23 protein-coding genes are annotated in these 25,019 nt (G+C 48.6%); 12 read left to right on the top strand and 11 right to left on the bottom strand.

From position 1 onward, the window contains the following. The first annotated feature begins 233 nt into the window (after positions 1-233). From nth to QVE43_RS09540, 4 genes are read left to right on the top strand one after another with little or no spacing between them, the layout of a single operon-like run. Positions 234-899 carry an endonuclease III gene (gene nth, locus QVE43_RS09555; protein ID WP_288006487.1) on the top strand — a complete coding sequence of 222 codons (666 nt, stop codon included), beginning with the start codon at positions 234-236 and terminating at the stop codon, positions 897-899. Positions 900-911: 12 nt separating this feature from the next. Continuing rightward, a complete protein-coding gene (locus QVE43_RS09550; protein WP_288006485.1) occupies positions 912-4,979 on the top strand; it encodes a DUF445 family protein in 4,068 nt (1,355 codons plus the stop codon). A 40-nt stretch (positions 4,980-5,019) separates the two neighbouring features. Beyond that, positions 5,020-5,412, top strand: a complete 393-nt coding sequence (locus QVE43_RS09545) for a hypothetical protein (protein ID WP_288006483.1) — start codon at positions 5,020-5,022, stop codon at positions 5,410-5,412. Beyond that, positions 5,387-5,746, top strand: a complete 360-nt coding sequence (locus QVE43_RS09540) for a hypothetical protein (RefSeq protein ID WP_071837492.1) — start codon at positions 5,387-5,389, stop codon at positions 5,744-5,746. Before QVE43_RS09545 ends, QVE43_RS09540 begins: the two co-directional genes overlap by 26 nt. A gap of 13 nt (positions 5,747-5,759) precedes the next feature. On the opposite strand, the gene QVE43_RS09535 is transcribed toward QVE43_RS09540, so the two are convergent. Together QVE43_RS09535 and QVE43_RS09530 are read right to left on the bottom strand one after the other, a co-directional pair. Then, the gene (locus QVE43_RS09535) at positions 5,760-6,509 is read right to left on the bottom strand and encodes an alpha/beta hydrolase-fold protein (protein WP_288006481.1); all 750 of its coding nucleotides are present in this window, start codon (positions 6,507-6,509) and stop codon (positions 5,760-5,762) included. Between the two features lie 82 nt (positions 6,510-6,591). After that, on the bottom strand, positions 6,592-7,803 hold the full coding sequence (locus QVE43_RS09530) for a DUF1343 domain-containing protein (protein WP_288006479.1): 1,212 nt from the start codon (positions 7,801-7,803) through the stop codon (positions 6,592-6,594). Positions 7,804-7,827: 24 nt separating this feature from the next. Here QVE43_RS09530 and QVE43_RS09525 point away from each other — a divergent pair, with 24 nt between their 5' ends. Continuing rightward, a complete protein-coding gene (locus QVE43_RS09525; protein WP_288006478.1) occupies positions 7,828-9,072 on the top strand; it encodes an ABC transporter permease in 1,245 nt (414 codons plus the stop codon). 14 nt (positions 9,073-9,086) lie between these two features. On the opposite strand, the gene QVE43_RS09520 is transcribed toward QVE43_RS09525, so the two are convergent. Genes QVE43_RS09520 through QVE43_RS09510 form a run of 3 tightly spaced genes read right to left on the bottom strand, consistent with a single transcriptional unit; the run spans position 9,087 to position 10,405 of the window. Continuing rightward, a complete protein-coding gene (locus tag QVE43_RS09520; protein WP_288006477.1) occupies positions 9,087-9,818 on the bottom strand; it encodes an RluA family pseudouridine synthase in 732 nt (243 codons plus the stop codon). A gap of 24 nt (positions 9,819-9,842) precedes the next feature. Further along, a complete protein-coding gene (locus tag QVE43_RS09515; RefSeq protein ID WP_157630134.1) occupies positions 9,843-10,046 on the bottom strand; it encodes a hypothetical protein in 204 nt (67 codons plus the stop codon). A gap of 35 nt (positions 10,047-10,081) precedes the next feature. Beyond that, the gene (locus QVE43_RS09510) at positions 10,082-10,405 is read right to left on the bottom strand and encodes a tetratricopeptide repeat protein (RefSeq protein WP_288006474.1); all 324 of its coding nucleotides are present in this window, start codon (positions 10,403-10,405) and stop codon (positions 10,082-10,084) included. Between the two features lie 85 nt (positions 10,406-10,490). Between QVE43_RS09510 and QVE43_RS09505 the strand changes: the two genes are divergently transcribed. The 3 genes from QVE43_RS09505 (at position 10,491) to QVE43_RS09495 (ending at position 12,990) form a co-directional block, all read left to right on the top strand. After that, complete coding sequence (locus QVE43_RS09505; protein WP_038032173.1) at positions 10,491-11,228, top strand: electron transfer flavoprotein subunit beta/FixA family protein; 738 nt, start codon at positions 10,491-10,493, stop codon at positions 11,226-11,228. A gap of 38 nt (positions 11,229-11,266) precedes the next feature. Next, the gene (locus tag QVE43_RS09500) at positions 11,267-12,244 is read left to right on the top strand and encodes an electron transfer flavoprotein subunit alpha/FixB family protein (RefSeq protein WP_288006471.1); all 978 of its coding nucleotides are present in this window, start codon (positions 11,267-11,269) and stop codon (positions 12,242-12,244) included. 158 nt (positions 12,245-12,402) lie between these two features. Beyond that, the gene (locus QVE43_RS09495; protein WP_038032169.1) at positions 12,403-12,990 is read left to right on the top strand and encodes a bifunctional nuclease family protein; all 588 of its coding nucleotides are present in this window, start codon (positions 12,403-12,405) and stop codon (positions 12,988-12,990) included. On the opposite strand, the gene xerD is transcribed toward QVE43_RS09495, so the two are convergent. The 3 genes from xerD to QVE43_RS09480 form a co-directional block, all read right to left on the bottom strand. Beyond that, positions 12,987-13,946: a site-specific tyrosine recombinase XerD gene (gene xerD, locus QVE43_RS09490; protein ID WP_288006468.1), complete on the bottom strand. Its 960-nt coding sequence runs from the start codon at positions 13,944-13,946 to the stop codon at positions 12,987-12,989. The two genes, QVE43_RS09495 and xerD, sit on opposite strands and share 4 nt — an antisense overlap. Then, positions 13,943-14,134 carry a hypothetical protein gene (locus tag QVE43_RS09485; RefSeq protein ID WP_288006466.1) on the bottom strand — a complete coding sequence of 64 codons (192 nt, stop codon included), beginning with the start codon at positions 14,132-14,134 and terminating at the stop codon, positions 13,943-13,945. The genes xerD and QVE43_RS09485 overlap by 4 nt, the downstream gene beginning before the upstream one ends. Positions 14,135-14,214: 80 nt before the next feature. Next, positions 14,215-16,179, bottom strand: a complete 1,965-nt coding sequence (locus QVE43_RS09480) for an OmpA family protein (protein WP_288006463.1) — start codon at positions 16,177-16,179, stop codon at positions 14,215-14,217. 198 nt (positions 16,180-16,377) lie between these two features. Here QVE43_RS09480 and lon point away from each other — a divergent pair, with 198 nt between their 5' ends. From lon to porQ, 3 genes are all read left to right on the top strand, one after another. Continuing rightward, positions 16,378-18,771, top strand: coding sequence for an endopeptidase La (lon, locus tag QVE43_RS09475; RefSeq protein WP_288006460.1), 2,394 nt, complete (start codon positions 16,378-16,380; stop codon positions 18,769-18,771). A 115-nt stretch (positions 18,772-18,886) separates the two neighbouring features. After that, positions 18,887-19,438, top strand: coding sequence for a YfiR family protein (locus tag QVE43_RS09470; RefSeq protein ID WP_038032163.1), 552 nt, complete (start codon positions 18,887-18,889; stop codon positions 19,436-19,438). Further along, positions 19,435-20,403, top strand: a complete 969-nt coding sequence (gene porQ / locus QVE43_RS09465; RefSeq protein WP_288006456.1) for a type IX secretion system protein PorQ — start codon at positions 19,435-19,437, stop codon at positions 20,401-20,403. The genes QVE43_RS09470 and porQ overlap by 4 nt, the downstream gene beginning before the upstream one ends. A gap of 66 nt (positions 20,404-20,469) precedes the next feature. Here the strand turns inward: porQ and ald are convergent, their stop codons facing one another. Both ald and QVE43_RS09455 read right to left on the bottom strand, forming a co-directional pair. Beyond that, positions 20,470-21,585: an alanine dehydrogenase gene (ald, locus tag QVE43_RS09460; RefSeq protein ID WP_038032159.1), complete on the bottom strand. Its 1,116-nt coding sequence runs from the start codon at positions 21,583-21,585 to the stop codon at positions 20,470-20,472. A gap of 165 nt (positions 21,586-21,750) precedes the next feature. Next, entirely contained in the window at positions 21,751-23,646 is a 1,896-nt protein-coding gene (locus QVE43_RS09455; RefSeq protein WP_038032158.1) for a lipopolysaccharide assembly protein LapB, read from the bottom strand. A 125-nt stretch (positions 23,647-23,771) separates the two neighbouring features. Here QVE43_RS09455 and QVE43_RS09450 point away from each other — a divergent pair, with 125 nt between their 5' ends. Next, positions 23,772-23,993, top strand: a complete 222-nt coding sequence (locus tag QVE43_RS09450; RefSeq protein WP_288006452.1) for a PspC domain-containing protein — start codon at positions 23,772-23,774, stop codon at positions 23,991-23,993. Here QVE43_RS09450 and QVE43_RS09445 read toward each other — a convergent pair. Further along, the gene (locus QVE43_RS09445) at positions 23,943-25,019 is read right to left on the bottom strand and encodes a glycosyltransferase family 2 protein (protein WP_288006449.1); all 1,077 of its coding nucleotides are present in this window, start codon (positions 25,017-25,019) and stop codon (positions 23,943-23,945) included. The genes QVE43_RS09450 and QVE43_RS09445 overlap by 51 nt on opposite strands.

The following is a 25,019-nucleotide window of genomic DNA, read 5'->3' as shown; positions in this document are numbered from 1 at the left end:
TCGGCATACAAAAACTTTTTGATGATGGGGAAAATATTTTCGGTACTTACTTGAATTTGTCCTTGCTCTTTTATTGCTGCCATAGTGCTGTCCTCCTTTTGGTTTTTGCCTTTGTTGCAAGCAAAGGGCATTCCATACAGAAAGCACTGACAATCTGTCATATCTGCCCCACAGCTTGATTATTTTGTATATTTTGGCTTATTGTTTTCAAATGAGCACAAAACATCGACCCCATGAAGCGTGAAGAGCGATATCAAAAGATATTGGAATACTTTCAGAAAACGCAGCCCGATGCACAAACCGAATTACGCTATGAAACCCCCTATCAGCTGTTGGTTGCCGTGATTTTGAGTGCCCAATGCACCGACGAGCGGGTCAATCAGGTAACCCCTGCCCTTTTTGAGCGTTACCCTACGCCTCAGGACTTGGCCAATGCCAAGGTGGAAGAGGTGTATGAGTTGATTAAAAGCATTTCCTACCCCAACAACAAAGCCAAACATTTGGTAGGCATGGCAAAGATGCTGGTAGAGCAATATGGTGGCGAAGTGCCCGACACGATGGAAGCGCTCGTAAAGCTGCCCGGTGTAGGACGCAAAACCGCCAATGTGATTTTGTCGGTCATTTACGACCAACCTGCCATGGCGGTTGATACCCACGTGTTCCGTGTTTCGAAGCGCCTCGGCTTGGTAGAAGAAAGTGCCAAAACCCCTTTGGAAGTAGAGCAAGAACTGGTCAAACACATACCTAAAGAGCTGGTAGCCCGTGCCCATCATTGGCTTATCTTGCATGGACGCTACGTGTGCTTGGCCCGGAAACCCAAGTGTGATGCCTGCGGCTTGCGCGCCTACTGCCTCTACTATGAGCAGCAAGTGGCGCCTTTTGAAAATAAATTGAAGTAAACATTTTTTGTCATGGCCGTTCATTGGTTCAGTCTTCTGTCTAAAAGCATTACAGGCGGTATTGTTGGTTACTACACTAACGACCTGGCCATAGATATGCTTTTCCGCAAACGCTTTGGTCTGGGGGGCATCGTGCTCAAAACACATCATGAGTTTGTGGAAAACATCAGCCGGCTGGTAGAAGAAGACATCATCACCCATCATGCAATAGGGGCTGCGTTCGACACACCGCAATTTCGCGCCGAACTGCAAAAGACGGTCGAGCAGCTTTTGACGGAAGAAATACCGGCATGGATTGCCCACACGCCACGCTTAAACGAAGTGCCTGACTTGGCTATTGCCGTTGAGCATATACTCTTCGACCTGGAACCTGCCATTGAGCTGGCTTTAAAGCGTATTTTTCCTGCGGTCAGCCGCCATTTAGAGTTACCTACGCTCATCAGCGAAAGACAAGTGAAGCATGTGGGGGGGCAACTGGCCGGTATCCTGCGCCGCATTTTAGCCAAACATGAAACCGATACCGAGTGGCTGCATTACGTGTTCACATCATCGCCCAACGGCATTTTGCATGCCCCTCTTGAACAGGTCATTCAAAAGGATATTGTTGCCGAATGGATAGCTATCCTGCGCCAGCCTTTGTTGTTTGTGCCGGCTGAGTTGCGCTATAATTTTTCTACCCCCTTGCGCGATAGCTTACAAAGTGCCGTACACACTCTGTTGCCCCCTAAAACCGTAGAGATACTGGTTTACCGCCTGGGCGAAGAGCGTCTTTCCGATTACATCAGCGAAGCAGAATTTGCCGGCATGTTTCATGTGTTTCGTGAGAAAGTACGCGGCCTGCTGCAAGAGCCCGCCGGCAAGCGCATCCTCGAAACCTTCCTGAAGCTTCTCTACGAACAGCTGCTCAAGGTAGATACCACACTCTTCGAGCTGCTGGATAAAAACATGGGAGCCCACTTCAAAGACTTTTTGCTGCAGCGCCTGCCCGGTGTGCTTGAAAAGCTCATTGCTTTTATTCAAAACGAAAAGCATTTGATTGATGAGCTGATCGACGAAACGTTTCGCCGGAATACACAAACGCTATTACAAGAGTGGCTCATCGACCTGTTCGTAGGCAGCGTAAGTGCCGAAACCAAAGTGGTCGATAAAATCATCCATTACCTCGAAACCTACGACGCCCAAACACTTGCTCAAGAAGGTGCCAACTACTTGCTGGATTATTTGCAAAAAAACAGCATAGGCAGCATAGTAGCCCATATTCCCAAACACCGTTTTGTGGAAGTGCTGTTGCCTTCCATACAAAAGGGAATCACAGACGAAATAGACAAACTCAAAGCAAAGCAGCTGTATGTTTACTTGAATGAGCCTTTGCGCAAATGGCTGCCACTGAAAAAACTTGCCCCCCAAATAAGCCGCCGGATGAGCGAAAGCCTGCCGCAGCAGATATACACTTTCTTAACCGATGAAAAATTCGAACCGGCATGGCAAAAGTTGATAGAACGCCTGTCTGTCAATCAACTATTAGGGAAGCCGCTCATTGAAATACTCGATGAGCATCAGCAAGGGCAACTCATACAAGACCTGGCACGCTGGTGGTACAAAAGTATTCACTCGCCACAGCTTGCTTTCGACATAGAACAAGCCTTGTATGCCGAAGTAAAAAAACGCAACCTTGAAACGCTCATTCCCACACAGCAATGGCTGCAATGGCTTCCTTCGCTTAGCCGCCAAGCCACTGCCCTCTTGCGCACGGAATATGAAAAAATAGCCGGACAGCCATTGTTGCCTTTTTATAATCGTATTCAGAAGAACGAGAAAGTTGTAGATACCCTTACGGAACGCACCAAGCAAGTGCTTGTCAACAATGCCGAGGTCTTGTTAAAAGGGCGCATAGAAGAGCTGGTGCGCAATAACCTTAGCAAGCTGCCCCCCGAGCGCATACGCGATATGGTGGAAGAGTTTATGGGCAAGGAAGTCAAGCCCATCACGCGTTTGGGGGCACTGCTGGGCGGCATCGCCGGTGCCGGCTTATATGCCTTGCCTGCCCTGCCCGGTTGGGGCGCCAACCTGGCGCTGTCGGGGGCTGCCTATGGCATCACCGGCTACGGTACCAACTGGCTTGCTTTGAAAATGATATTCCGCCCCTACCGTCCCTATTACATAGGTAAGCAGCGCTTGCCATTTACGCCCGGTGTCATTGCCAAGAACCAAGCCCGCTTTGCCGAAAATATGGGGCGTTTTGTAGGCGAACAGCTGCTCAACCAAGACAAGCTGGTAGAACGCTTCCGTGAAAACCGCACGCAATTGGAAGAAAAGGTTGTTCAATTGATTCAAAAAGATGACTACCGCCTGCTAACCCAATTGATAGAAGAGAACCGCCCACAGCTCAGCCAATGGCTCAGCGAAAGCAGCTTGCAGCTGATAGACCAACATTTTGGCGTATTGGTGCGCCCTTTGATTAAGGACACCACCGAGCGCCTGGGCAATACCACACTAAAAGAGTTTGATACAAGCGCCATACGCAGCAATATTTTAGAGTATTTACAAAGTGAACGCTTTACCGAACGCCTTGGCCGCTTGGCAATACGCCGCCTGGAACAGATAGGACACTGGAGCGAAGATGATTTCAAACGCCTGTACACTTACCTGTTTCCAATATTTGCACAGCAGTTCAACCATTTTATCAACAGCCGGCAGCTGCATGAGTTCCTGTTTAACTGCTGGCAGGCATGGCACCAAAAGCACCAATCGGCAAGCCTGCATGAAATCATTCAAAGCTTTCCTGATAAAGACTGGTTGCCCACTGTCAGCAAACAACTGATTCAAACATGGATGCAAACGCCCCGCCTGGCGAAGCGCGTAACAGACATACTACACGCCCGCCTGCAGAAAGAAATAAGCCCCGAACGCCCCATAGAAAGCCTGCTTGGCGGACGCCTGATGGTAGAAGTCGAACACTTGCTTGAGCATACACTGCAAGACTTTATGCAGAAAGCCATCCGCTGGATGCAAGAAAACAAAAGCCGCCTTGCCGAAGATATCTATGCCAAAGCCAAAGAAGAAAACGGCATGGCAGTGCTTTACAAGCGCACAATTAAAGATACCGTTTACGAGCTGGCCGATGATATTATCCCTGCTTACCTGGAGAGTCGCCTGCCGGTCTTCCGGCAGCTGTTACGCCAAGAAATACACCAAATAGGCAAGCTGCCCATCGGCGAATTGAATACGGGCATTGAACACAAGCGTTTATCGGAAACGGTGCATAGCTTTTTGCACAACCAAGAGTTTCTTTACATAGCCGGCGAAATAGGCAGCCTCTCCGTGGTGGAAGTGAGCAAGCGCATCCGCTTATCTGAACTTGTGCAAGAAACCTCAATTGAGCAAATCACCAAATGGCAAGCCATTTTTCAATGGCTTACGCCACCGCTCACCATTGACGACAAACAGCAGGCAACACTGATGCAAGACTTTCAATGGATAAGCCGCCTGCTCTACCGGCTCTACGGGCGTGAAAGCCTCTCTGTTTGGATGGAACGCCTGCGTATCGACAAAACGCTGCCGGCTCTTTTGGTGCCGCTGATTCGGCATCCACGCATTCAGAAGCAGCAGAAGCTTTGGGTAGATGAGTTTTTTGCCGTATCGAAAAATAAGCCTCTTAAAGACCTGCTTGATACTGAACAGCTGCGCATCGATGCCCAAAATACACTGCACAAGCTTTGGCATACGGAAGAGTTCAAACATACATTGCAAGAGAGTCTTACAAGCATTTACGATAGCCTGCTGGAAAAACTGATAAGCAACTTGCCACTGGAAACCAAAGCTTTTCTGGTGAAAAACCTGACACACTATGCCATGAACAGCCTGGAGGTGCACCTGCCGGCTTTGCTTCAAAGCATCAACCTGCGCGGCATTGTAGTAGAAGAAATCAAGTCCATGAATCCGAAAGAGATAGAAAAACTGTTCCAAAGCTTTGCCGGACGCTACTTCCGTGAACTTATCAACTACGGCTTTAGTTTTGGTATTGTCTTCGGCTTGCTGCTGGATGGCATCCTGCAAACCGGTCTTTCCCTTAGTCATTGAAAACTACTAACTTTGCAAACGATTCTAAAAAAGAACAAGCATGCACAACGATCCGGAATTACAAATACAAGGCAAATATTTAGGTACCATCACCAAAGACTTTGCAAAAATTAGCCACTTGCTCAAAGAAGCAGCCTATCAGATGAAAAAGCGGAGGATTTCCAATTATCCCATCTTCCCCATATGCAAAGAAGAGCTGAAGATAGGCAGGCTGCTGCTCGATAAAAGAGAAATTAACAGCGAGTGGAATTTTTATATTTCTTATGCCGAAATCTTCCGCCAACAGGGGCTTATTACGGATGAGCATTTTACCGACTTCGAGCAGGTGTATAAGCCCATAGACGAGTATTGCTGCCTTTTTGTGGTGGATAAAGAGTTTATGAACTTCGTCTTCTTGCCCTATCCTCATGACGAAGAAGAGCCACTGGCTTAAGCCGCCTTATATTGTCGTGTGCCCTTGGTTGCTTGCCAAGGGCTACTGCGCCATGGCTTTGTATCCGTTTGTTCTATTGAAACAAGCCCACTTGCGCCATGACCGGCGTCTTATGCTGCATGAACGCATCCACCTGCGTCAACAATTAGAGCTGCTTATTTTTCCTTTTTATATCGTTTACTTGCTGCATTACTTGCTGCTGCTGTGGCGCTTTCGTAACCATTGGCAAGCCTACCGCCATATTTGCTTTGAGCGCGAAGCCTACGCCCACGAGCACAACCCTGCTTACCTGACACAGCGCCCGTTGTGGGCATGGCGCAAATACTGGACATAAATTTTTGGGGGTATCAAAGCAGCGACTCCAGAAAATCCAAAATAGGCTTCACCTCGCTGTCCCAATAGGTATAATCATGGCCGGCAAGCGGAAAATGACACTCTACTGTAAGTTGAGGGTACACCTTACGCAACACTTCACATAAGTGTTGCGACTGTGCCGGTGGCACTACTTTGTCTTTCCGCCCATGCCCTATGTACACCGGGGTGCGCCATTCCAAAATACGGTGAATGACGTTATCTACCGTTTTCCAACGCTCTGCAAACTGTTGATAACTGCCATAATAGCCGCGCATCAGATTATCGGAAGGCATTTTGGTTTGGTCATAGTCGCCCGAAAGCAGGGCGGCACCTTTCCAAAAGCCGGGCATATCTAAACACAAAAGGGCAGCACCGCGAGCCCCGGTCGAAAGCCCCACCACAAAATTGTTTTGCCCCGGCTTCAGCAAGCCAAAACGTGCCCTTACTTCCTCGATGACCTGCTCCCGCAACCATGGACGCGTGGGGTACTGCCGCCAATCGGGACGTGTTTCGGGAAACAGCTGTTCGGCATATACGCTCTTGCCCATTTCGGGCATCACTAAAGCAAAGCCACGCTGCAGGGCTTGCGTGCACATGCTCGAGCGCTCGCACCAATCGGTGCGCGAAAAGTTCCAACCGGGCAGCAGTAAAATACAGCCTTTGGGCGGCTGCCCCGGCAGCCATACATCTACTTTATGCCCGGCAATTTCCAACGTGTGTTTTTGAATTGAATCCTTCGACATGCTTTCACTGCTTTTCATAAAATCGTCTTCTCTTGTGGCAGTCATGCCACAGAGTAAAATACAAACCAACGGCAAGCAAAGCTTAATCATAAATTACATATTTTGCCCGTAACTGCTTGTATTTTTCCAAGTCTTTCGCCCACTGTCTTCTGATTTCCGCGGCACTCTTACCGGCTTCTATTTGCTTGCGCACTTGGTCTGTGCCACAAAGCGTATCGAAGTAACGGTTGAAAAACTGCTGCTTGTCGGGAAAACGATTGTAAAAATCGATGATATACTCAATGGCAAGATAAGCGGGCGGTGCCTGCTTTCGCAAATCAAGCCCATAGCATGTTTTTCCTTCATAAAGCGGGTGTTTGGCGCCCATATTAGGGTGTGGCGTAAAGCGGAATGAGCCCATGCCGGGATGCGGATAACCTACCACCTGAAAGGGAAAATCCGTGCCACGTCCGACACTCATGGCCGTACCTTCGAAAAGGCAAAGGGTCGGATACCAACGAATGGCATGATAGTTTGGCAAGTTGGGCGAAGGGCGCACCGGCGGCTCATAGCGCATACTATGTTTGTAGTTTTCCATCTTTACTACCGTGAGCTTGCAGCTGTCAGCCGCCTGTATCCATCTTTCACCTGCAATCATCTGTGCCAACTCGCCCACCGTAAGCCCGTGCACAACAGGAATGGGATGCATGCCTACAAAAGAGCGAAATTGGGGGTCTAAAACAGGTCCGTCGATGTAGTCGCCATTTGGGTTGGGGCGGTCTAAAATGATAATTTCTTTTCCTTGCTCTGCGCAGGCCTCCATCACATAATGCATGGTGCTGATGTAAGTATAAAAGCGTGCACCTACATCCTGCATGTCGAACACCACCACATCAATATCTTGCAGGTGCCCGGGACGGGGCTTTTTGTTTTTCCCGTACAACGAAACAATGGGAATGAGTGTTTGCTTGTCGCGTTCATTTTGCACATGCTCGCCGGCGTCGGCTGTACCTCGAAAACCATGCTCGGGCGCAAATATTTTTTCCACCTGTATGCCCCTGCTCAAAAGGGTATCTACCAAGTGTATATGTCCCACCATGGAAGTGTGGTTCACCACAAGGGCTACTTTCTTGCCTTTAAGCAAAGACAAATAGACTTCCATGCGTTCAGCGCCCAAGCGTAATTGGCTTTGCACCGCTGTGTCCTTTGCCGTAAGACGCTGCCCATGCCCTTCATAACGGCAGGAAGTCAAGCAAAGGCTCAAAACCATCAGGTATTTGAGAGAGAAAGGAAAGATGTGTATTTTTGGCAACATCGACAGCTATAAATTTTTTTATTTGTGCTTCCTTCTATACGAACGATTCAATGGGCACGTTGGGTCGCTTCCCGTTTACAGCAGCGCGCGGCTGACCGTCATGCATTCAGCCGCACTGCCACACGTATTGCCACAGCCACATTGGCAACGGGCATTGCCATTGCTTTGCTTTCTTTTGCTGTGTTGCTGGGATTCAAATCGCAAATACAGCAAAAGCTATTTGCTTTTCACGGCCACGCCCGCATCATCAAATTTAGCAATAATCGTTCATTCGAGCCACCACCACTCGACACACGCCGCCCCTGTTTCGATACCATCAGGCAACTGCCCGGCATACACCATACGCAACGGTATATAGAGAAGGCAGCCGTTTTGCGTGCCAACGATGAAGTGTTGGGGGTGGTGCTCAAAGGCATCGGTCAAGATTTTGACAGCACCTATTTTGCCCCGAACTTGATTGCCGGAAGGCTGCCGGCACGGCATGGTTCCAAAGAAGCGCTTGAAGTGGTGGTCAGTGAATATATAGCCAATACGCTGCGTGTGCAAACCGGCGACACCTTGTTGGTAGCATTCATACAACAGCCCCCACGCTTCCGTAAAATGGTCATTGTAGGCATCTACGATACCGGCCTGAGCCTCTTTGATGAGCATTTTCTGCTTACAGACATACGATTGCTTCAAAAGCTCAATGGCTGGGATGCCCACACGGTCACCGGCGTGGAGGTGTTCCTTAAAGACTTTGACACCTTCCCCCGGCTCTTCCCTCTCATTGACGAACTATTGGATATGGACCTCTATCTGGAGACTGCCCAAAGCAAGCATTTCGACATGTTCGACTGGCTGATATTGCTCGACAACAACGTGTGGGTGTTGCTGGGCATCATCGTGGCAGTCATTGGCTTCAATCTCATCTCCGTGTTGTTTATTCTCATCGTAGAACGCACCTCCATGATTGGCTTACTCAAAGCCATGGGTGCCGGCAACCGGCAAATCAAAAGCATTTTCGTATGGCAAGGCTTACGCATTGCCCTGGCCGGCTTGGCATGGGGCAACCTGTTGGGTATAGGGCTGGCTACGGTACAGTATTTTTTCCGGCTGATGCCCCTTGACCGCAAACACTACTTCATGGATTACGTGCCCATTCAATGGAACTGGCTCTCCATCGTAGGGGTAAACATAGGGGCATTGGTTATTGTATTCTTGCTGCTATGGCTTGCCGCCGGCGTCATTGCCCGCATCCGCCCCATCAAAGCCATCCGCTTCGACTGAAGCAGGCCGGCGGGCTATGAGTTCCACCGTTCAAGATGCTTCACCAATACAGCGAAATCTTTGGGGTAAGGGGCTTCTATTTCCACCGGGCTGTCGTCCATATTCCGGAAGGCTATTTTATGGGCATGCAGAGCAAAGCGCTGAATGACAGGCAACTCTTCGCTGTCTTTCTTTAAATTATAACGGTGTTTCAGCTGGGATAAATACAACCATTGCCCGCCATAAGTTTCGTCACATACGATGGGGGCGCCAATGCTTGCCAAGTGAATACGTATCTGGTGCAAGCGCCCGGTAACGGGGAAGCACTGCACCAAGGTATAGTCACGGTAATTACGCAAGGTATTGAATACCGTAATGGCCGGCTTGCCTTGTGCCCAATCGATGCGCACAATTCCTTTTTGCGGCTTTGGAAATATGGGCAGATTGACTACGTGATTTTCAAACGAGTGCACCCCTTCGGCCACAGCGTGATATTCTTTTTTTACCTCGCGGTGCTCGAACTGTATGGCCAAATGGCGATAGGCTTCGGGGTGTTTGGCTATCACCAATGCTCCGGATGTTTCTTTATCTAAACGATGGCACAACTGCGCGCCTTCGTGATAATCGCGGGCTAAAGACAAAACACTCACTTTCCTGTCAACGCCAAAACGCTCGTCTAAGCTCGATAAAAACGGTGGTTTATTGATAACTATATAATGCTCGTCTTCGAAAAGAATCATCTCCTCTATACGGAAGAACTTTCCCATTGTCGTTTGATTTGTTTTTTTAAATTACTCTACTTCCTCGTAATCGACATACTCGCCGCCGTCGAATGACCGCTTTTTGGGCGGCACGTAGTCTATTCTTATGTCTTCTTTGCGCCTGCCGGCTGAAAAATCTTTGCTATGATAACCTATGAAAAACTGTACAGCCACCTTGCCTGTCCAATACAGCAGGTAGCCAATGCCAAAAAGAATGATGAGAAGTTTAAGCACAGCTTCCGGATTTAAGTTCCACAAAACTAAAAACTTTACTCTTCTTCTAACAAGAAAGTCCGGAAAGCCGTTTGCAATTCGGTCAAAAGTTTGGATTCACCTGCCTGCCGGCATACCTCTATGCCTTCTTCAAATATGGCACGTGCCTGTGCCAATTGCCCCAGGTCCCAATACAGATGCGCCAACGCATAATAGGTGGGTGCGTAATGCGGAAAACGCTGCCGCAGCTGCTCCAAATAAGCCAATGCTTCTTGGGGGGCTGCTTGCTGATATTCCATCGCCAAAGCATAATACAAGAAGGGGTCGTCCGGCGACTCTGCCAACATTTCTTTCAATTTTCTTATACGTTCGTCATGCATACTATTTTTATATTTAAGCTATATTCCGTAACTTCACGGCTACACAAGGAGTTATGCAGCACAAACAAACATAAAACACAAACCTATGAAAATATTAGTGTGTATTACGCATGTTCCGGACACCACCACCAAAATTAAATTCACTCCGGACAACAAGCAACTCGACAAAAACGGCGTGCAGTTTGTGATTGGTCCTTACGATGATTATGCACTTTCGCGTGCCATAGACCTCAAAAACGAACTGGGCGCTTCGGTGACCATCCTGAACGTAGGAACAGCCGAAACCGAGCCTACCATCCGCAAAGCATTGGCTTTGGGTGCCGATGATGCCATCCGCATCGATGCCGAACCTACCGATTCTTACTTTGTGGCTCAGCAGATTGCAGCCGTTGCCAAGCAAAACAACTATGACCTGATTTTGATGGGGCGCGAGTCTATCGACTTCAACGGCGGCGTAGTGCACGGCATCGTAGGTGAAATGCTGGGAATTCCCGCCTTGTCGCCGGTAATGAAACTCGACATCGAAGGCAATGTAGCCAAGATGGCCCGTGAAATTGAAGGTGGTAAAGAGTATCTCGAAGCCGAATTGCCGTTGGTATTGGGCTGCCAAGAGCCTATTGCCGAGTGGAAAATACCTAACATGCGCGGTATCATGTCGGCACGTACCAAACCGCTGCAAGTATTGCCTCCGTTTGCCGAAGATGTACTGACCGAAACCGACAGCTTCGAGTTGCCTCCGCCGCGCAAAGAGTGCAAGCTCATCGATCCCGACAATGTGGAAGAGCTTATCGACTTGCTGCAAAACGAAGCCAAAGTACTCTAATCTACATTCTTTTCTGAACCTCAAAAACGGAACGAAATATGTCAGTTTTAATATTTGTTGAAACCAATGAAGGTAAAGTAAAGCCTTCGTCTTTGGAAGCTGTAGCCTATGGTGCTAAAGTAGCCGAAATGGTTGGCGGAAGTGCCACCGCCTTGGTGCTGGGCGAGCTGCCCCAAGAAGAGCTCGAAGCTATTGGTGGCTATGGTGCTCAGAAAGTGATGCACGCTGCCGACAGCCGCCTCAACCAAGTGAACCTGTTGGCATATGCCGAAACTTTGGCACAAGCCGTAGAAACCAGCGGTGCACAGGTAATCGTGATGGCCAAGTCGTCGTTGGGCGACCCGGTAGCTGCCCGTGTAGCCGGCCGTTTCAAAGCCGCCTTTGCCGGCAATGTGGTAGAGTTGCCTGCCAAAGAAGGCGATTACTTGAAAGTGAAACGCAGTGTATATACCGGCAAAGCATTTGCCTACACCATCTTGAAAGGCGAAAAGCAAATCATTGCCATCAAGAAAAATATTCTTCCGGTAGAAAAAACCGATGCAAAGGCAAGCATCGAAGCTTTCAGCCCCAACCTGGATGACGCGCTCTTCAACCGTGTAAAAACAGTGAAGGTAGAAAAAGCCAGCGACGAGATATCATTGCCCGAAGCCGACATCGTGGTATCGGGTGGCCGCGGCCTGAAAGGACCCGAAAACTGGGGCATGATTGAAGAGCTGGCGAAAGTGCTGGGTGCTGCTACCGGCTGTTCCAAGCCTGTATCGGACATGGGCTGGCGCCCGCACCATGAGCACGTAGGCCAAACCGGTGTAAAAGTAAGTCCGAACCTTTACATAGCCATCGGTATATCGGGCGCTATTCAGCACTTGGCCGGTGTAAACTCCTCGAAGTGCATTGTAGTAATCAACAAAGACCCCGAAGCACCTTTCTTCAAAGCCGCCGACTACGGCATTGTGGGCGATGCCTTTGAAGTAGTGCCCAAGCTAACCGAAGCCCTCAAAAAACGCTTAGGTAAATAGGGATGCACTTCAATAGCCTATTTTCAAGAGGCAGTCTTGTAGAAGGCCGCCTCTTTTTGTATTTTTAGGCGTAAAATCATCCAACTCTTTTATATTTGCAAGCCGGAAAGGCTTGGCAAGGCTTTTTTTGATTGTAACCTTAAAAAACGAAAATAACCGTGCAAGTAGAGTTAGAAATATTAGGTTTGTCGAACAGCCAAGCGCAAACCGGTTCTTTTGCGCTTATTTTGGGCGAAGTGAACGGTAACCGGCGCCTCCCTATTATCATTGGCATGTTTGAAGCGCAAGCCATTGCCATAGAGATAGAAAAAATACGCCCCAACCGCCCCATGACACACGACCTCTTCCGCAGTTTGGCAGAAGCCTTCGACATATCGGTGCGCGAAGTCATCATTTCCGATCTTCGCGAAGGGGTGTTTTATGCCCAACTGGTTTGCGAGCGCGACGGACAAACAGAGGTAATCGATGCACGCCCTTCTGATGCCATTGCCATTGCCATCCGCTTCAATGCCCCCATTTATGCCGAAGAATCTGTTATGGACGAAGCCGGCATTGTCATCAATACCGAAGATGAAGAGCAAGGAATGGAAGAAGAAGTGGAGGCAGGCGAACGCCCCGAAAGCTTTGAAGAGCAGCTAAAGCATCTGCCTACCGACCAGCTTCAAAAAATGTTGGAAGAGGCGCTCGAAAAAGAAGACTACGAAAGAGCCGCCAAGATACGGGACGAGTTGAACCGCCGCAATTAGTCTGCCTTTTTTGTGCGCTCGCCTGTCTGTCGTTGGTTTCGGGGGTGAAAACGACGGACAGTATCGCGCAGATAGTCCATATCCAAATGAATATACACTTCGGTGGTGGTAATGGACTCGTGCCCCAGCATCTCCTGCACAGCACGCAAGTCGGCGCCCCCCTCTATCAGATGCGTGGCAAACGAGTGTCTGAAAGTGTGAGGGCTCACCTTTTTTTGAATACCGGCAATCTTTGCCAGCTCTTTGATAATAGTAAACACATAAACACGCGTTAGCTTGGTGCCTCGCCGGTTCAGGAACACATATTCTTCATGCCCCTTTTTCTCTTTTACATGCTTGCGCACGGTGTCTAAATACAACTTCAAGTATTTGCGGGCACTGTTGCCTATGGGCACAAAACGCTCTTTATCGCCTTTGCCTATCACTTTTAAAAAGCCTATCTCCCAATAGAGGTTCCCTGTTTTCAGCTCGATGAGCTCCGAGACACGCAGCCCACAGCTGTAGAGCACTTCCAACATGGCTCTATTGCGCAAGCCTTCGTCAGTAGAGAGGTCAATAGCCGACAAAATAGCATCTATTTCCTCCACACTGAGCGTATCGGGCAGGCGCCGCCCCAGCTTGGGCGCTTCAAGCAACACGGCGGGGTCTTCCGATATCAAATCTTCGAGCTGCAGAAAGCGGTAAAAAGCTTTGATGCCGGACAAGATGCGAGCCTGTGAGCGCTCGGCTACCTGTAGCTCCCGGTTCAAATAGTATAAAAAGCCGGACAGCTGCTCGGTATGTAAGCTGAAAGGACCTGCTGCCGGCTTCAGCACCTCCACGGCATACGCCTTCAGCTTGCGCACATCGCGCACGTAGGCCTGCACCGAATTGGCAGACAACGCCCGTTCGGCCGAAAGATAGTTTTTAAAGCGCTCTATGTATAAATCCCACTGTTTGGCAAGTGTTTCTGTCATAAGTCATCATTTCCGGCTTTGTTTTTAGCCTTATCATTGTCTTGCAACAGGTTGTATATCCAAAAAACTACAAACCCGATACCGGCAAGTACAATGGCTATTTTCAGAATCCCCATAATAAAGCGGAATGCCAACAGAATAATAGCTACCGCTGCAATCAGATAAATGATTTTTTCTATTTTTCCCATAACCGAAAGTGTTTTGGTTTGTATTGCTTAGTGCACTTCATGAAAGAATGATAGCAGCGCCACTGTTTAAAATTGAGCACTTAGTTAATAATTTCAAACTCAACCCTGCGGTTGCGCCGCTTATCTTCTTCGGTCACTTCGGGCACCAAGGGGCGCGTGCTGCCATAGCCTACGGCTTCGATCCGGTCGGGCGGGAAATTGCCTTTTTGAAGAATATAGTTACGAATGGCTTCGGCACGCCGCTTAGAAAGCTCCAGGTTGAATTGCTCGTTTCCGTCCGAGTCGGTATGACCGGAAATGCGCAGGCGCACGGTGGGGTTATCTGCCAGAAAGAGAACCACCTTGTCTAAATCTGGCTCCATTTCCGGCAAGATATCGGCTTTTCCCGGTTCGAACTCGATAGACGCAAACTGGAACTTACGGAATTTAAGGGAAGTAGCCTTCAAGGTAATGGTTGTGTCACCTTCCAGATAGAAGCGCTGTTGTATGCGGAAGAAATCCTCGCCGGTAATAATGACCAGGTAGTTGTTGTTTTTTATCAAGTCGAATTCATAAGAGCCATCGGGGCGCAAATATTTTGGGGCAATTTCAATGCCGTTGTCTAAGTCAATAACAGCTACAATGCCTTGAAAGGGGTTGCCCGTTTCAGAGTCCACCACATAGCCTTTGAACAAAGTGGTTGCTTCGGGCTGCGCTTCCATAGGCAGCGGAAAAGAGTAAAGGTCCAGATTTTCTATATCCTCCGGTTCGGAACGGGCATAGTACAAATACTCAGCTTTGGGGTCTATAGCGAAGTAGTACTCACTGCCGGCCCCATTCACCAAAGGACCAATATTGATAGGCTCTTGCCAGCGCCCCCCTACCCGGTAAGCTTTGTAAATATCGAAGCTGCCAAAGTTCACCAAATGACCATCCGAACTAAAGTAAAGGACGTCATACACCGGATGCATAAAAGGGCTGACTTCATTGCGCCGTGTGTTGATGGTTGGGCCTAAGTTTTGCGCCGGTGCCCATGTTCCATCCGGTAATTTATAGGTAAAGTAAATATCGGAAAGCCCAAAGCCACCGATACGGTCAGAGGCGAAGTAAAGGGTGTCTTCGTTATGAGACAAAGAGGGATGCGAATCCCAAGCCACACTGTTTACATTGGGTCCCAAGTTTTCCACACGCCAAGTGCTGTCGGCTTGCAAATAAGCCACATACAAATCGCAGTTGCCGTAGCCATCGGGGGCTTCGCAACGGGAAAAGTAAATGGTTTTACCGTCTTTGGAAATATGGGCAGACCCTTCGTTGTAAATCGTGTTCAAGCCTTTGAGCTCTTCTGCCATATCCCAGTAATCATCTACCTTGCGGCAGAAGAAAATATCTTCATTGGGCACTTCTTCGCCAGTGGCCGTCTTTCTTTTGTTTCGTTTGGAAGTAAAAATCAACAAATTGCCCGAGGGGCTGATGGCAGGGGCATAGTCGGGCGCCAATGAGTTGACCCAATCGCCCATATTGAGCAAAACGCCTTGCGGTGGACGCAAGGTATCGATAAGCTTGCGGTATTCTACCAATTCATAATAATACTCCAAAGGCACATAATAGTCCCGGTCGTTGATGGTGAGCGAGTCATAATATAATTCCATTTGACGCACATTGGGGCCCCTGTGGTGCTTCAATACGATGCGATACATACTTTTGGCAAGTTCTATGTCGTCGAACAGCTCCATCAGCTTGCCCAACTGCCACAACAAGTCGGTATCGCGATAGAAGTTTTCTACTCCAAAATTCATGACATAACGGTAAAGAAGCTTATAGGCTTCTTCAAAGTCACGCTTACGAAAGGCCCGGCGAATACTCTCCAACTCCTTTTCGTTGTAGTAGTAGGTACGCTTGTTCACATAAGGGAAAGCAAAAGTACTTCCCTTATATCGAGCCAGCACACTGTCGGACTTGATAACAAAAGACTCCTTGTTTACCTTGTCAATTTGTGCGTAACTCTGAACTATTGACAAGTAAAGTATGAAAAAAACGACTCCAAAGCGCAAAAAAACACTGCTCATAGTAATGTACCCGATTCAATGAGAAGTCACAGTCACTTAGTTTTTATTACCTTTGCAAACTGTAAATACAAGTAAACAAAAACACACATCCTATTTACCAAGTAAAGGAAATTAAAGCAATAAGCCAAACATTGCATGCCTTTACTATACGCAACAAGCACCCTTTTGGATACCTAATCACATAACTTTGTAACTTTTATGATAAGATATATGCAAGCAGACGAAGGATTCGAGATGCTTCCCCTGCTCAACGAGGAAGAAGAGGCCGGCCTTCGTAAGCGCCCTATACCCTCCCCTTTGCCTATCTTGGCCGTACGCAACACAGTGCTGTTTCCCGGTGTCATCATTCCGGTTACAGTGGGGCGTGAGAAGTCCATGCAACTCATTCAGCAACATGGCAAGCAAGGTTCTATCATTGGCATTGTAGCGCAAAAAGATGAACAAATAGAAGACCCCGGCAGCCAAGACCTTTTTCAGGTAGGCACAGCCGCCCAAATACTAAAACGCGTCAACCTCCCCAACGGGCAGGTAACCGTCGTATTGCAAGGCTTAGGGCGTTTTCAAATTCAACAGTACGTCCAAGAGGACCCCTATTTCATAGCGGAGGTTGAACCTCTTTTAGAAACAGATGCCAACACCCACAGCGACGAAGCGCTGGCACTTAAAGAAAACCTGATGGATGCCGCCCGTCGCATGATACAGTTGCACCCGGAGCTCTCGGAAGATGCTTACGCCACTCTGTCCAATATTGAAAGCTTTCATTTTCTGGTCAATTTTTTATCGGTGCAGCTGCAAATAAGCCTGCCCGAAAAGCAACGCCTGCTTGAAGAAAATGACATCATTCGCCGGGGCATGGCACTGCTCGAGCAGCTACTCAAAAATATACAGCTGCTGGAGCTGAAAAATGAAATTCAAAAGAAAGTACATAGCGACTTAGACAAGCAGCAGCGCGACTACTACTTGCGTCAGCAAATCAAGGTGCTGCAGCATGAGCTGGGCTATGAGCACGAAGGTGCCCTGGTGGAAGAGTTCAAAGAGAAGGCGGCTCAAATGGACTGGCCCGAAGAGGTAGCCAAACACTTCGACAAAGAGGTGAACAAGCTACTGCGTCTGGCACCGGGCATGCCTGAATATGGCATACAAGTCAACTACCTTGAACTGCTACTTGACCTGCCATGGGGGCGCTTTTCGCAAGACAAGCTGGACCTTCAACATGCAAAAAAGATATTAGACCAAGACCACTACGGGCTGGAAAAAGTAAAAGAGCGCATCTTGGAATTTTTGGCAGTGATGAAGCTCAAATCGTCGCTGCAAGGTCCTATTCTTTGCTTATATGGACCTCCGGGGGTAGGCAAAACCTCCTTGGGCAAATCCATTGCCAAGGCGCTGGGGCGCCAATACGTGCGCATGTCATTAGGTGGCTTACACGACGAAGCCGAAATACGGGGGCACCGAAAAACCTATATTGGTGCCATGCCGGGCAAAATCATTCAGTTACTACGGCGTGCCGGCTCATCCAATCCCGTGTTTGTGCTGGATGAAATCGACAAAATAGGCAGTGACTTCCGTGGTGACCCTGCATCGGCTTTGTTGGAAGTGCTGGACCCCGAGCAAAACAATGCCTTTGTGGATAACTTCCTGGAAGTGCCGTTTGACCTCTCGAAAGTGCTTTTCATTGCTACTGCCAACACCTTGGACACCCTGCATCCTGCCCTCCGCGACCGGATGGAAATCATAGAACTAACCGGATACACTATAGATGAGAAGTTGGAAATAGCCAAGCAGTACTTGGTGCCTAAACAACGGGAAGCCAACGGATTGAGCGGCAAGCAGGTGCGTGTGCAAGAGAATGCTTTGCTTACGCTGATTGAAGAATATACACGGGAGTCAGGTGTCCGGCAACTCGAGCGCCAGGTGGGCAGCCTCATGCGCAAAGTAGCCAAAGCCGTAGCCATGGAAGAGGCGTACCCCAAGATTATTAAAGCAAGCGATGTGTATAAATTGTTAGGAAAACCACCTTATCACAAAGAGCTAAGCGAAGAGAATTTGCCGCATGGGGTGGCTATAGGACTGGCTTGGACGCCCGTCGGCGGTGATATTCTTTACATCGAATCGCTGCTCACCCGCGGCAAAGGCAAGTTGACCTTGTCGGGACGCTTGGGCGAGGTGATGAAAGAATCGGCTACCACCGCTTTTACTCTTTTAAAATCACAAGCCGAAGCTTTAGGTATCGACAGCCGTCTTTTTGAAGAGTACGACTTACATATTCACGTACCTGAAGGCGCCATTCCCAAAGACGGTCCTTCGGCCGGCATCACCATACTTACTTCTTTGGCTTCGCTATACCTGCAAAAACCCGTACGCAACGGATTGGCCATGACCGGCGAAATCACCTTGCGCGGCAGAGTGCTTCCGGTAGGTGGCATCAAAGAAAAACTACTGGCAGCCCAACGTGCGGGCATTCAAGAGGTGATTTTATGTGAAGCCAACCAAAGAGATGTGGAAGAAATCAAATCGCCACTTATCAAAAAGCTCAAGATAAAATACGTGCGCACGGCGCAAGAAGTGCTCAAGCATGCTTTACAGCTTTAATTGAAAGCCGCCTTTTAAGGCGGCCTATTTGTTTGTCAAAAACTTTATATTTTTCAATATTTCATTATATTGAGACAATCAACTGAGCACCTTTACCGTCTAACCCAATGGAAGCATGAAAGCCTCTCGCGCCGGATTATTCATAGTGCAACTTATGCTCATATGGCTCTTGGCAAGCCCGCGTGTTTATTCGCAGGGGCAAGCCGGCACGCATTATCTCTATCATTCTGTGTTCATTTATAATTTTTGCAAATACATACAATGGCCCGAAGACAACCGCCTGCATATTATTGGCGTGCTTGGGGACTCGCCTATTTTGCAAGGGCTCTACCGCATGGCGCGTGCCAAGAGTTCGCCTTATATGCGTTTTATCATACGTAAGTATGAGGACATCGACGCCATAGAGTCCAACTGCCACATTTTATTTATTCCCAACTCTTTTCCTCTCAACAACTATCGAAAAACACAGCTGATTCAAAAAATCAGCAAGCTGCCGTTGCTTGTCATCACAGAGAACGAAGAGTACATTCAAGAGTTTAGCGGCATCAATTTCATTGTAAGAAATGGAAAACTCCTTTTTCAAATCAATCCGCAAAACATCGAAAAAACAGGCTTGAAAGTATCTTATCAGTTGTTACGCTTAGGAATTATTGTTCAGAATAAATGAAAACCTTTAGCCGGCTTATTTTGCTGCTTGCCTGTGTTTGGGCTGCTTGCCGTCATGCAACAGCCCAAACCTACAGCCAACAGTCATTTCAGGTGCTGAACCTTGCCTCCCACCCTCGCGGTGCCGCGCTGGGCGAAAGCCAAACCATTGCCGACAGCACAGACCTTTTTGCCTGGATGACTGCCCCTGCCATGCTGAATGGCAACAATACGCGCAGGGCGGCCTTTGGCTTTCAGAGTTTGCGCGAGGGCATGACCTACAGCAGTGCCACCATGGTGCTTGCTTTGCGTCAGCAGTATCCTTTGGGCATAGGCATCCGGTATTTGAATTATGGCAAGATGGACGCTACCGATGCCAGCGGGCAAAGCACCGGCACTTTCCGTGCGGCCGACTATGTCATAGAGATAGGAAGCGCCCACCGCATGGGAAACTATGGCATAGGGCTTACAGCCAAGTGGGTGAACAGCCAAATTGCCGAGTATGGGGCACATGGCTTCGCCATGGATTTGAATGCGGTTTTTATTCACCCCACCGCCGATTTTCATTTCAGCGTACTGTTGAAAAATATTGGTTTTGCCACTGCCGCCGTAGGTCAAAGCACTACGCCACTGCCCTTCGATGCGCGCATTAGCAGCATTTTCAAGCCGGCCCATATGCCGGTCCGGTTTTATCTGACGCTTTCACGCCTTCACGACTGGCAACAAACCAAAGGCATAGAAGGTGCTTCCGAGTGGCTCAGCCATACAGGCGTTGGGGCTGATATACTCCTGCACAAAGCTTTTCAGCTGCAGGTGGGCTTTGACGGACAGCGCAACCAATCGTTGCGTTACCGGGACTTCTCGCATCGCGCCGGCTGGTCGCTGGGTTTCCGCCTTTTGCTAAGGAGACTACAAGTTTCTTATGCACTTAGTGGTTATCAGGCAGGTTATCCGCGCCATTTTTGGGGGTTGCAAATTCATTGGTAGTTTTTTTAAAAGAGAAAGGGGCTGTTAGTAGCCCCTCTTCTGTTGATTTATTTCGAAGTCAGTTGCTTATGCAAGCACTTCCTCTACCGGCACATACGGCAGGTTGAAAGCTTCTGCCACTGCTTTATAAACTACTTTGCCATGTACTACATTCAAGCCGAGCTTAAGTTCATTGCTGCGCAGGCAAGCTTCGCGCCATCCTAAGTCAGCCAAACGCAAAGCATAGGGCAAGGTGGCATTGGTCAGTGCCAGGGTAGAAGTGTAAGGCACGGCACCGGGCATGTTGGCTACACAATAGTGCAATACGCCATCAATGACAAAAGTGGGGTTTTCGTGTGTAGTAGGTGTGCAGGTTTCAATGCATCCGCCTTGATCTACTGCCACATCTACCACCACCGTGCCGGGACGCATGGTCTTAAGCATATCACGGGTAATGAGCTTGGGTGCTTTTGCCCCGGGAATCAGCACGGCTCCAATAATCAAGTCAGCTGTTTTTACAGCTTCGCGGATATTGTATTCATTCGACATCATGGTGCGCACATTGGCAGGCATAATGTCAGCCAAATAACGCAGGCGCTGCAGGTTCACATCCATGATGGTCACGTTGGCACCCAAACCGGCCGCCATCTTAGCCGCTTGTGTACCTACTACCCCTCCACCAATAATCAATACATTGGCAGGCATTACCCCCGGCACGCCGCCCAATAAAATACCTCTGCCACCTACGGGCTTTTCAAGGTATTTGGCACCTTCTTGCACGGCCATACGCCCCGCTACTTCTGACATAGGAATAAGCAAAGGCAGGCTGCCATCTGCTTTTTCCACGGTCTCATAAGCAAGGCAAACGCCTTTTTGCTCAATCATTGCCTTGGTCAGCGCTTCGGAAGAAGCAAAGTGGAAGTAAGTAAAAACAAGTTGTCCCTCGCGAATCAGTTTATATTCCGGTTCGATGGGTTCTTTTACTTTCACAATCATTTCTGCCTTGGCATACACCTCTTCGATGGTGTCGAGCAGTATGGCTCCTGCTTTTTCATAGGCTTCATCGGCAAAGCCGCTGCCTTCACCGGCACTTTTTTGCACATACACGGTGTGTCCACGCTTTACGAATTCTGTAACTCCTGCCGGAGTTACGGCTACGCGGTTTTCGTTATTCTTGATTTCCTTAGGTACACCAACTATCATGATATTGACTGTTTTAAAAACCGTGGGCAAATATAGGTATTTGAATAAAAGAAAGAAACGATTGAACAGAATAAATACACCGCTTTATCATAGGCTTTCCGATAAAGGCACAAAAAAACAGCGCTACGGTTGGTAGCGCTGTTTGGTTTATCGTTGCCTTATGGCTTAGCGAATAGCATCTTGGAACTCGGTAGAGTTGAAGTAGTTCATGAATTCCAAGTCTTTGGCAGCACGTGCACGCAGATCGCTATCCAGCTCGATGGCTTTTTTCAGGGCTTTCAGCATCTCGGTCGCGTTGCCTTTGCGGGCAGCGGTGATAGCTTTGCCATAGTAGCTCAAGCCATCGTTCGGAGCAGCTTTGATAGCCGCATCGAAGCTTACCATTGCTTTGTCGTAATCTCTGTGCAGCAGCTGAGCCAATGCTTTGTTGAAGAGTACTTTATGGCCATTGCCGGCGGCAGCAAATGCCTGCTCAGCTTCTACGTATTTATTGTCGTCGTAAGACTTGGCTTGCTTCATCAGCATGATACCTTTGGCGCCATTCAACTTGCGCATGGTGGCAGGGTTGTCGCTGCCTACTTCAATAGCGCGGTTGATGGCTTGTTCAGCTTTGGCTTTGTCGCCTTTCATGGCATATGCCAAGCCAAGGTTGTAGTTTACTTCGGCAGTTTCGTTTTTGTTCTTAGCTATTTCCAAGTGGGTGATGGCATCAGAAACCAGTTTTTCACGTTTAGCACTGTCAGTTTCTTTCAATGCCATTTCCAGCTTAATAGCAGCCAAGTTGTTATGAGCTACATAGCTGTCGTTTTTCTTGATGGCAGCTTCATAGATGGCTACTTTCTCTTCCATATCAGGCGTCATGGAAGCAGCGTAGAGCAATTCAGCTTCGGTCAGCTCATCGGTAGATTTTTCACCTTTGGCAATTTGGCGAGCCAAAGAGGCAATCTCAGCATCGGTTTTTTGCTTGGGACCTTGCAATACGTCGGTACGGGCATAACGCAACTTGGGATATACCTCGTCCATCAGTACATCATAGTAAGGCTTGTTGTGCAGGGCTTTTTCGCGCTCTACAAAGCTGCCTTCACCTTGCATGATGCTCTTGATTTCTTGCTTTTGCTCAGCAGTCAAAGTAGTGTTGGCATCTACGAGGCTGAAGAACTCAGGCAAGGTTTCATCCAAAGTTTGGGTAGTAATTTCGAAAGTTACTTTGTCAAGTTCTTCTTTGGCGTAGTTGTACTTCTTCATTTGGTCGAGATAGTACTTCTTCATCACCGCAGCACGCTGATCAGCCAAGTTGCGGTTGATGGTTTCGCGGCCTTCCGGCGAGTGCGAACCTTTGATGTTTACGGTTGATTTGCCGTCTTTTTCTACGAGCATTTTTGAAGCTACGAAGGCATCGATAGCAGCGCCTTTGTCGCGCACTTCTGCGCTTTGCAGTTTTGCACTGCCCTGCTCGAAGTTGAAGTCAACATATACTTGCTTCACTTCTTGCTTGCCGTAGCCATGGTCAAGCACAGCGAAGGTGCCTTCGCCTTCGTTGCCCAAGCCATAAGGCTCATCCAAGAGGTCTTTCACCAAAGTAGAGGTGGTAATCACGCCTTTGGCTACGGGCATCTGAGCCGTTGATTTTTCTTTGTTGTTTTTGGTGCTGCGGGCAAAGCCTTTTACTACGAGGTCGCCACGCTCGAACTGTTCTTCATAGTCGAAGCTCATGGCTTTTTCGATGCGGGGCTCTTCCTCGTTGCTTTGCGGCAGGTAGTCGTTCGATACAAAGGTGATAGAGCCTACATCTTTTTTGAAGGTCTCTTGTCCTTCTGCTGCTCCCTCATTGACAAAGAACACTTTCAATTCGTATTCAGTGTCTTTTTTCAACATTTTTACGGGGAGCTTGGCAGACATTTTAAAGCTTACTACACCGCCGTGCAGTTCCAGTGGATTGGGGTCGACCTTTAAGTCTTGTTCTTTTGCCATCTTGGTCATTTGGCTTAAGCTGTTACAACCAGCTAAACCTACTGACCCGGCAATGGCAAGGGCAATAAGAGCGTTGCTATACTGTTTCATAACTCGTTTGTTTGTTTAAGTTGTTCAAATTTTGCGAAAAATAAACAATTTTACTAAATTCAATCAAGAATTTTGCAAAAAAGGCGCTCAGCCTTTTGCATTTGTCAAGTTAAACGAAACGGGGCATGGAAAGGTTACGGGAGTTTATTGAGTGGCGCTTTTTTGGCGTGTGCACGCTGCTTGCCGAGCGGCTTGGTGTGTCTATTTTTAGTGTACGCCTTTTCTTCATTTATTCTACCTTCTTAACCTTCGGCTCACCAGTGTTCGTTTACCTTGCCATTGCTTTTATTACCCGTTTACGTCGTTTTTTGCGTTGGCGCCGTGCTTTGCTTTTCCGGGAAGGGTAACTGCCAACACAAGTCAGAAAACCGCCTTTTTTTACGGGCGAAATAGTTCCACACGATACTTCCCGGATAGGTAACTTTCTGCCATGCAGATGAAGACACCACACGCAAACGTTTTTTATGGGCATGGAAGCTTCCATGCGCTTTTATGACTGCCCACAGATGGCGGAGGTCACAGCTTTGCACAGATAATGCAAGCGCCGCCGGTGCATCGGCCAGCAAGCGAAGAAAAATCTGCCATTGTTTTTGGCGGGGCGGCAAATGTTTGTAAAGCAGAAATAAGCTGTTTCGAAAATTAAGATAGGTTTTTTGCGGATTCTGCTTGTGCAGGGTGCCACCGCCCACATGATACACCACCGAAGCAGGCACACAGTAAACACTGCGCCCATTTGCCCACAAACGCAGGCAAAGGTCTATTTCTTCCATATGTGCAAAAAACAAGGGGTCGAAGCCTCCCATTTGTTCCCAGTCGGCAGCACGCACGCAAAGGCAGGCACCGGTTGCCCACGCTACCGGAGCGGGGCTATCGTACTGCCCCCTGTCTATTTCACAGGTATTGAACAGGCGCCCCCGGCAGAACGGATAGCCATAACGGTCGATAAAGCCCCCTGCCGCCCCGGCATATTCAAATTTGGAAGTAAAGGGGTTCTCTGCTTCGGGGTCGTAACGCAGTACCTTGGGCTGGCAGGCTGCTATGCGTGGACAGGCATCCATCAGGTCTATCATGGGCGCCAACCATCCCTCAGCCGGGCAGGCGTCGGAATTCAACAGAATGAAATAATCGTATTGCTTGGGCAAAGCCCCGATGCCCCGGTTATAGCCTTCACAAAAGCCGTAGTTTTTCCCCAGTGCCACACAAGCTACTTCAGGCATGTGTTGCCGTAACCACGCAAGGCTGCCGTCGGTGGAGCCATTGTCCACCACCCAGCAGTCGGCTTGGGGCGAGCGCGCGCATACCAACGGCAAAAACGTCTTCAGCCAGTGCAGCCCGTTATAGTTCAAAACAACAATGGCGACCTTTTTTTGCAT

Origin of the sequence: Thermonema sp., assembly GCF_026003375.1 — a bacterium.
Classification (GTDB): domain Bacteria; phylum Bacteroidota; class Bacteroidia; order Cytophagales; family Thermonemataceae; genus Thermonema; species Thermonema rossianum.
The sequence above is the reverse complement of the archived record's forward strand: the minus strand, read 5'-3'. Positions and strand labels throughout refer to the sequence as shown.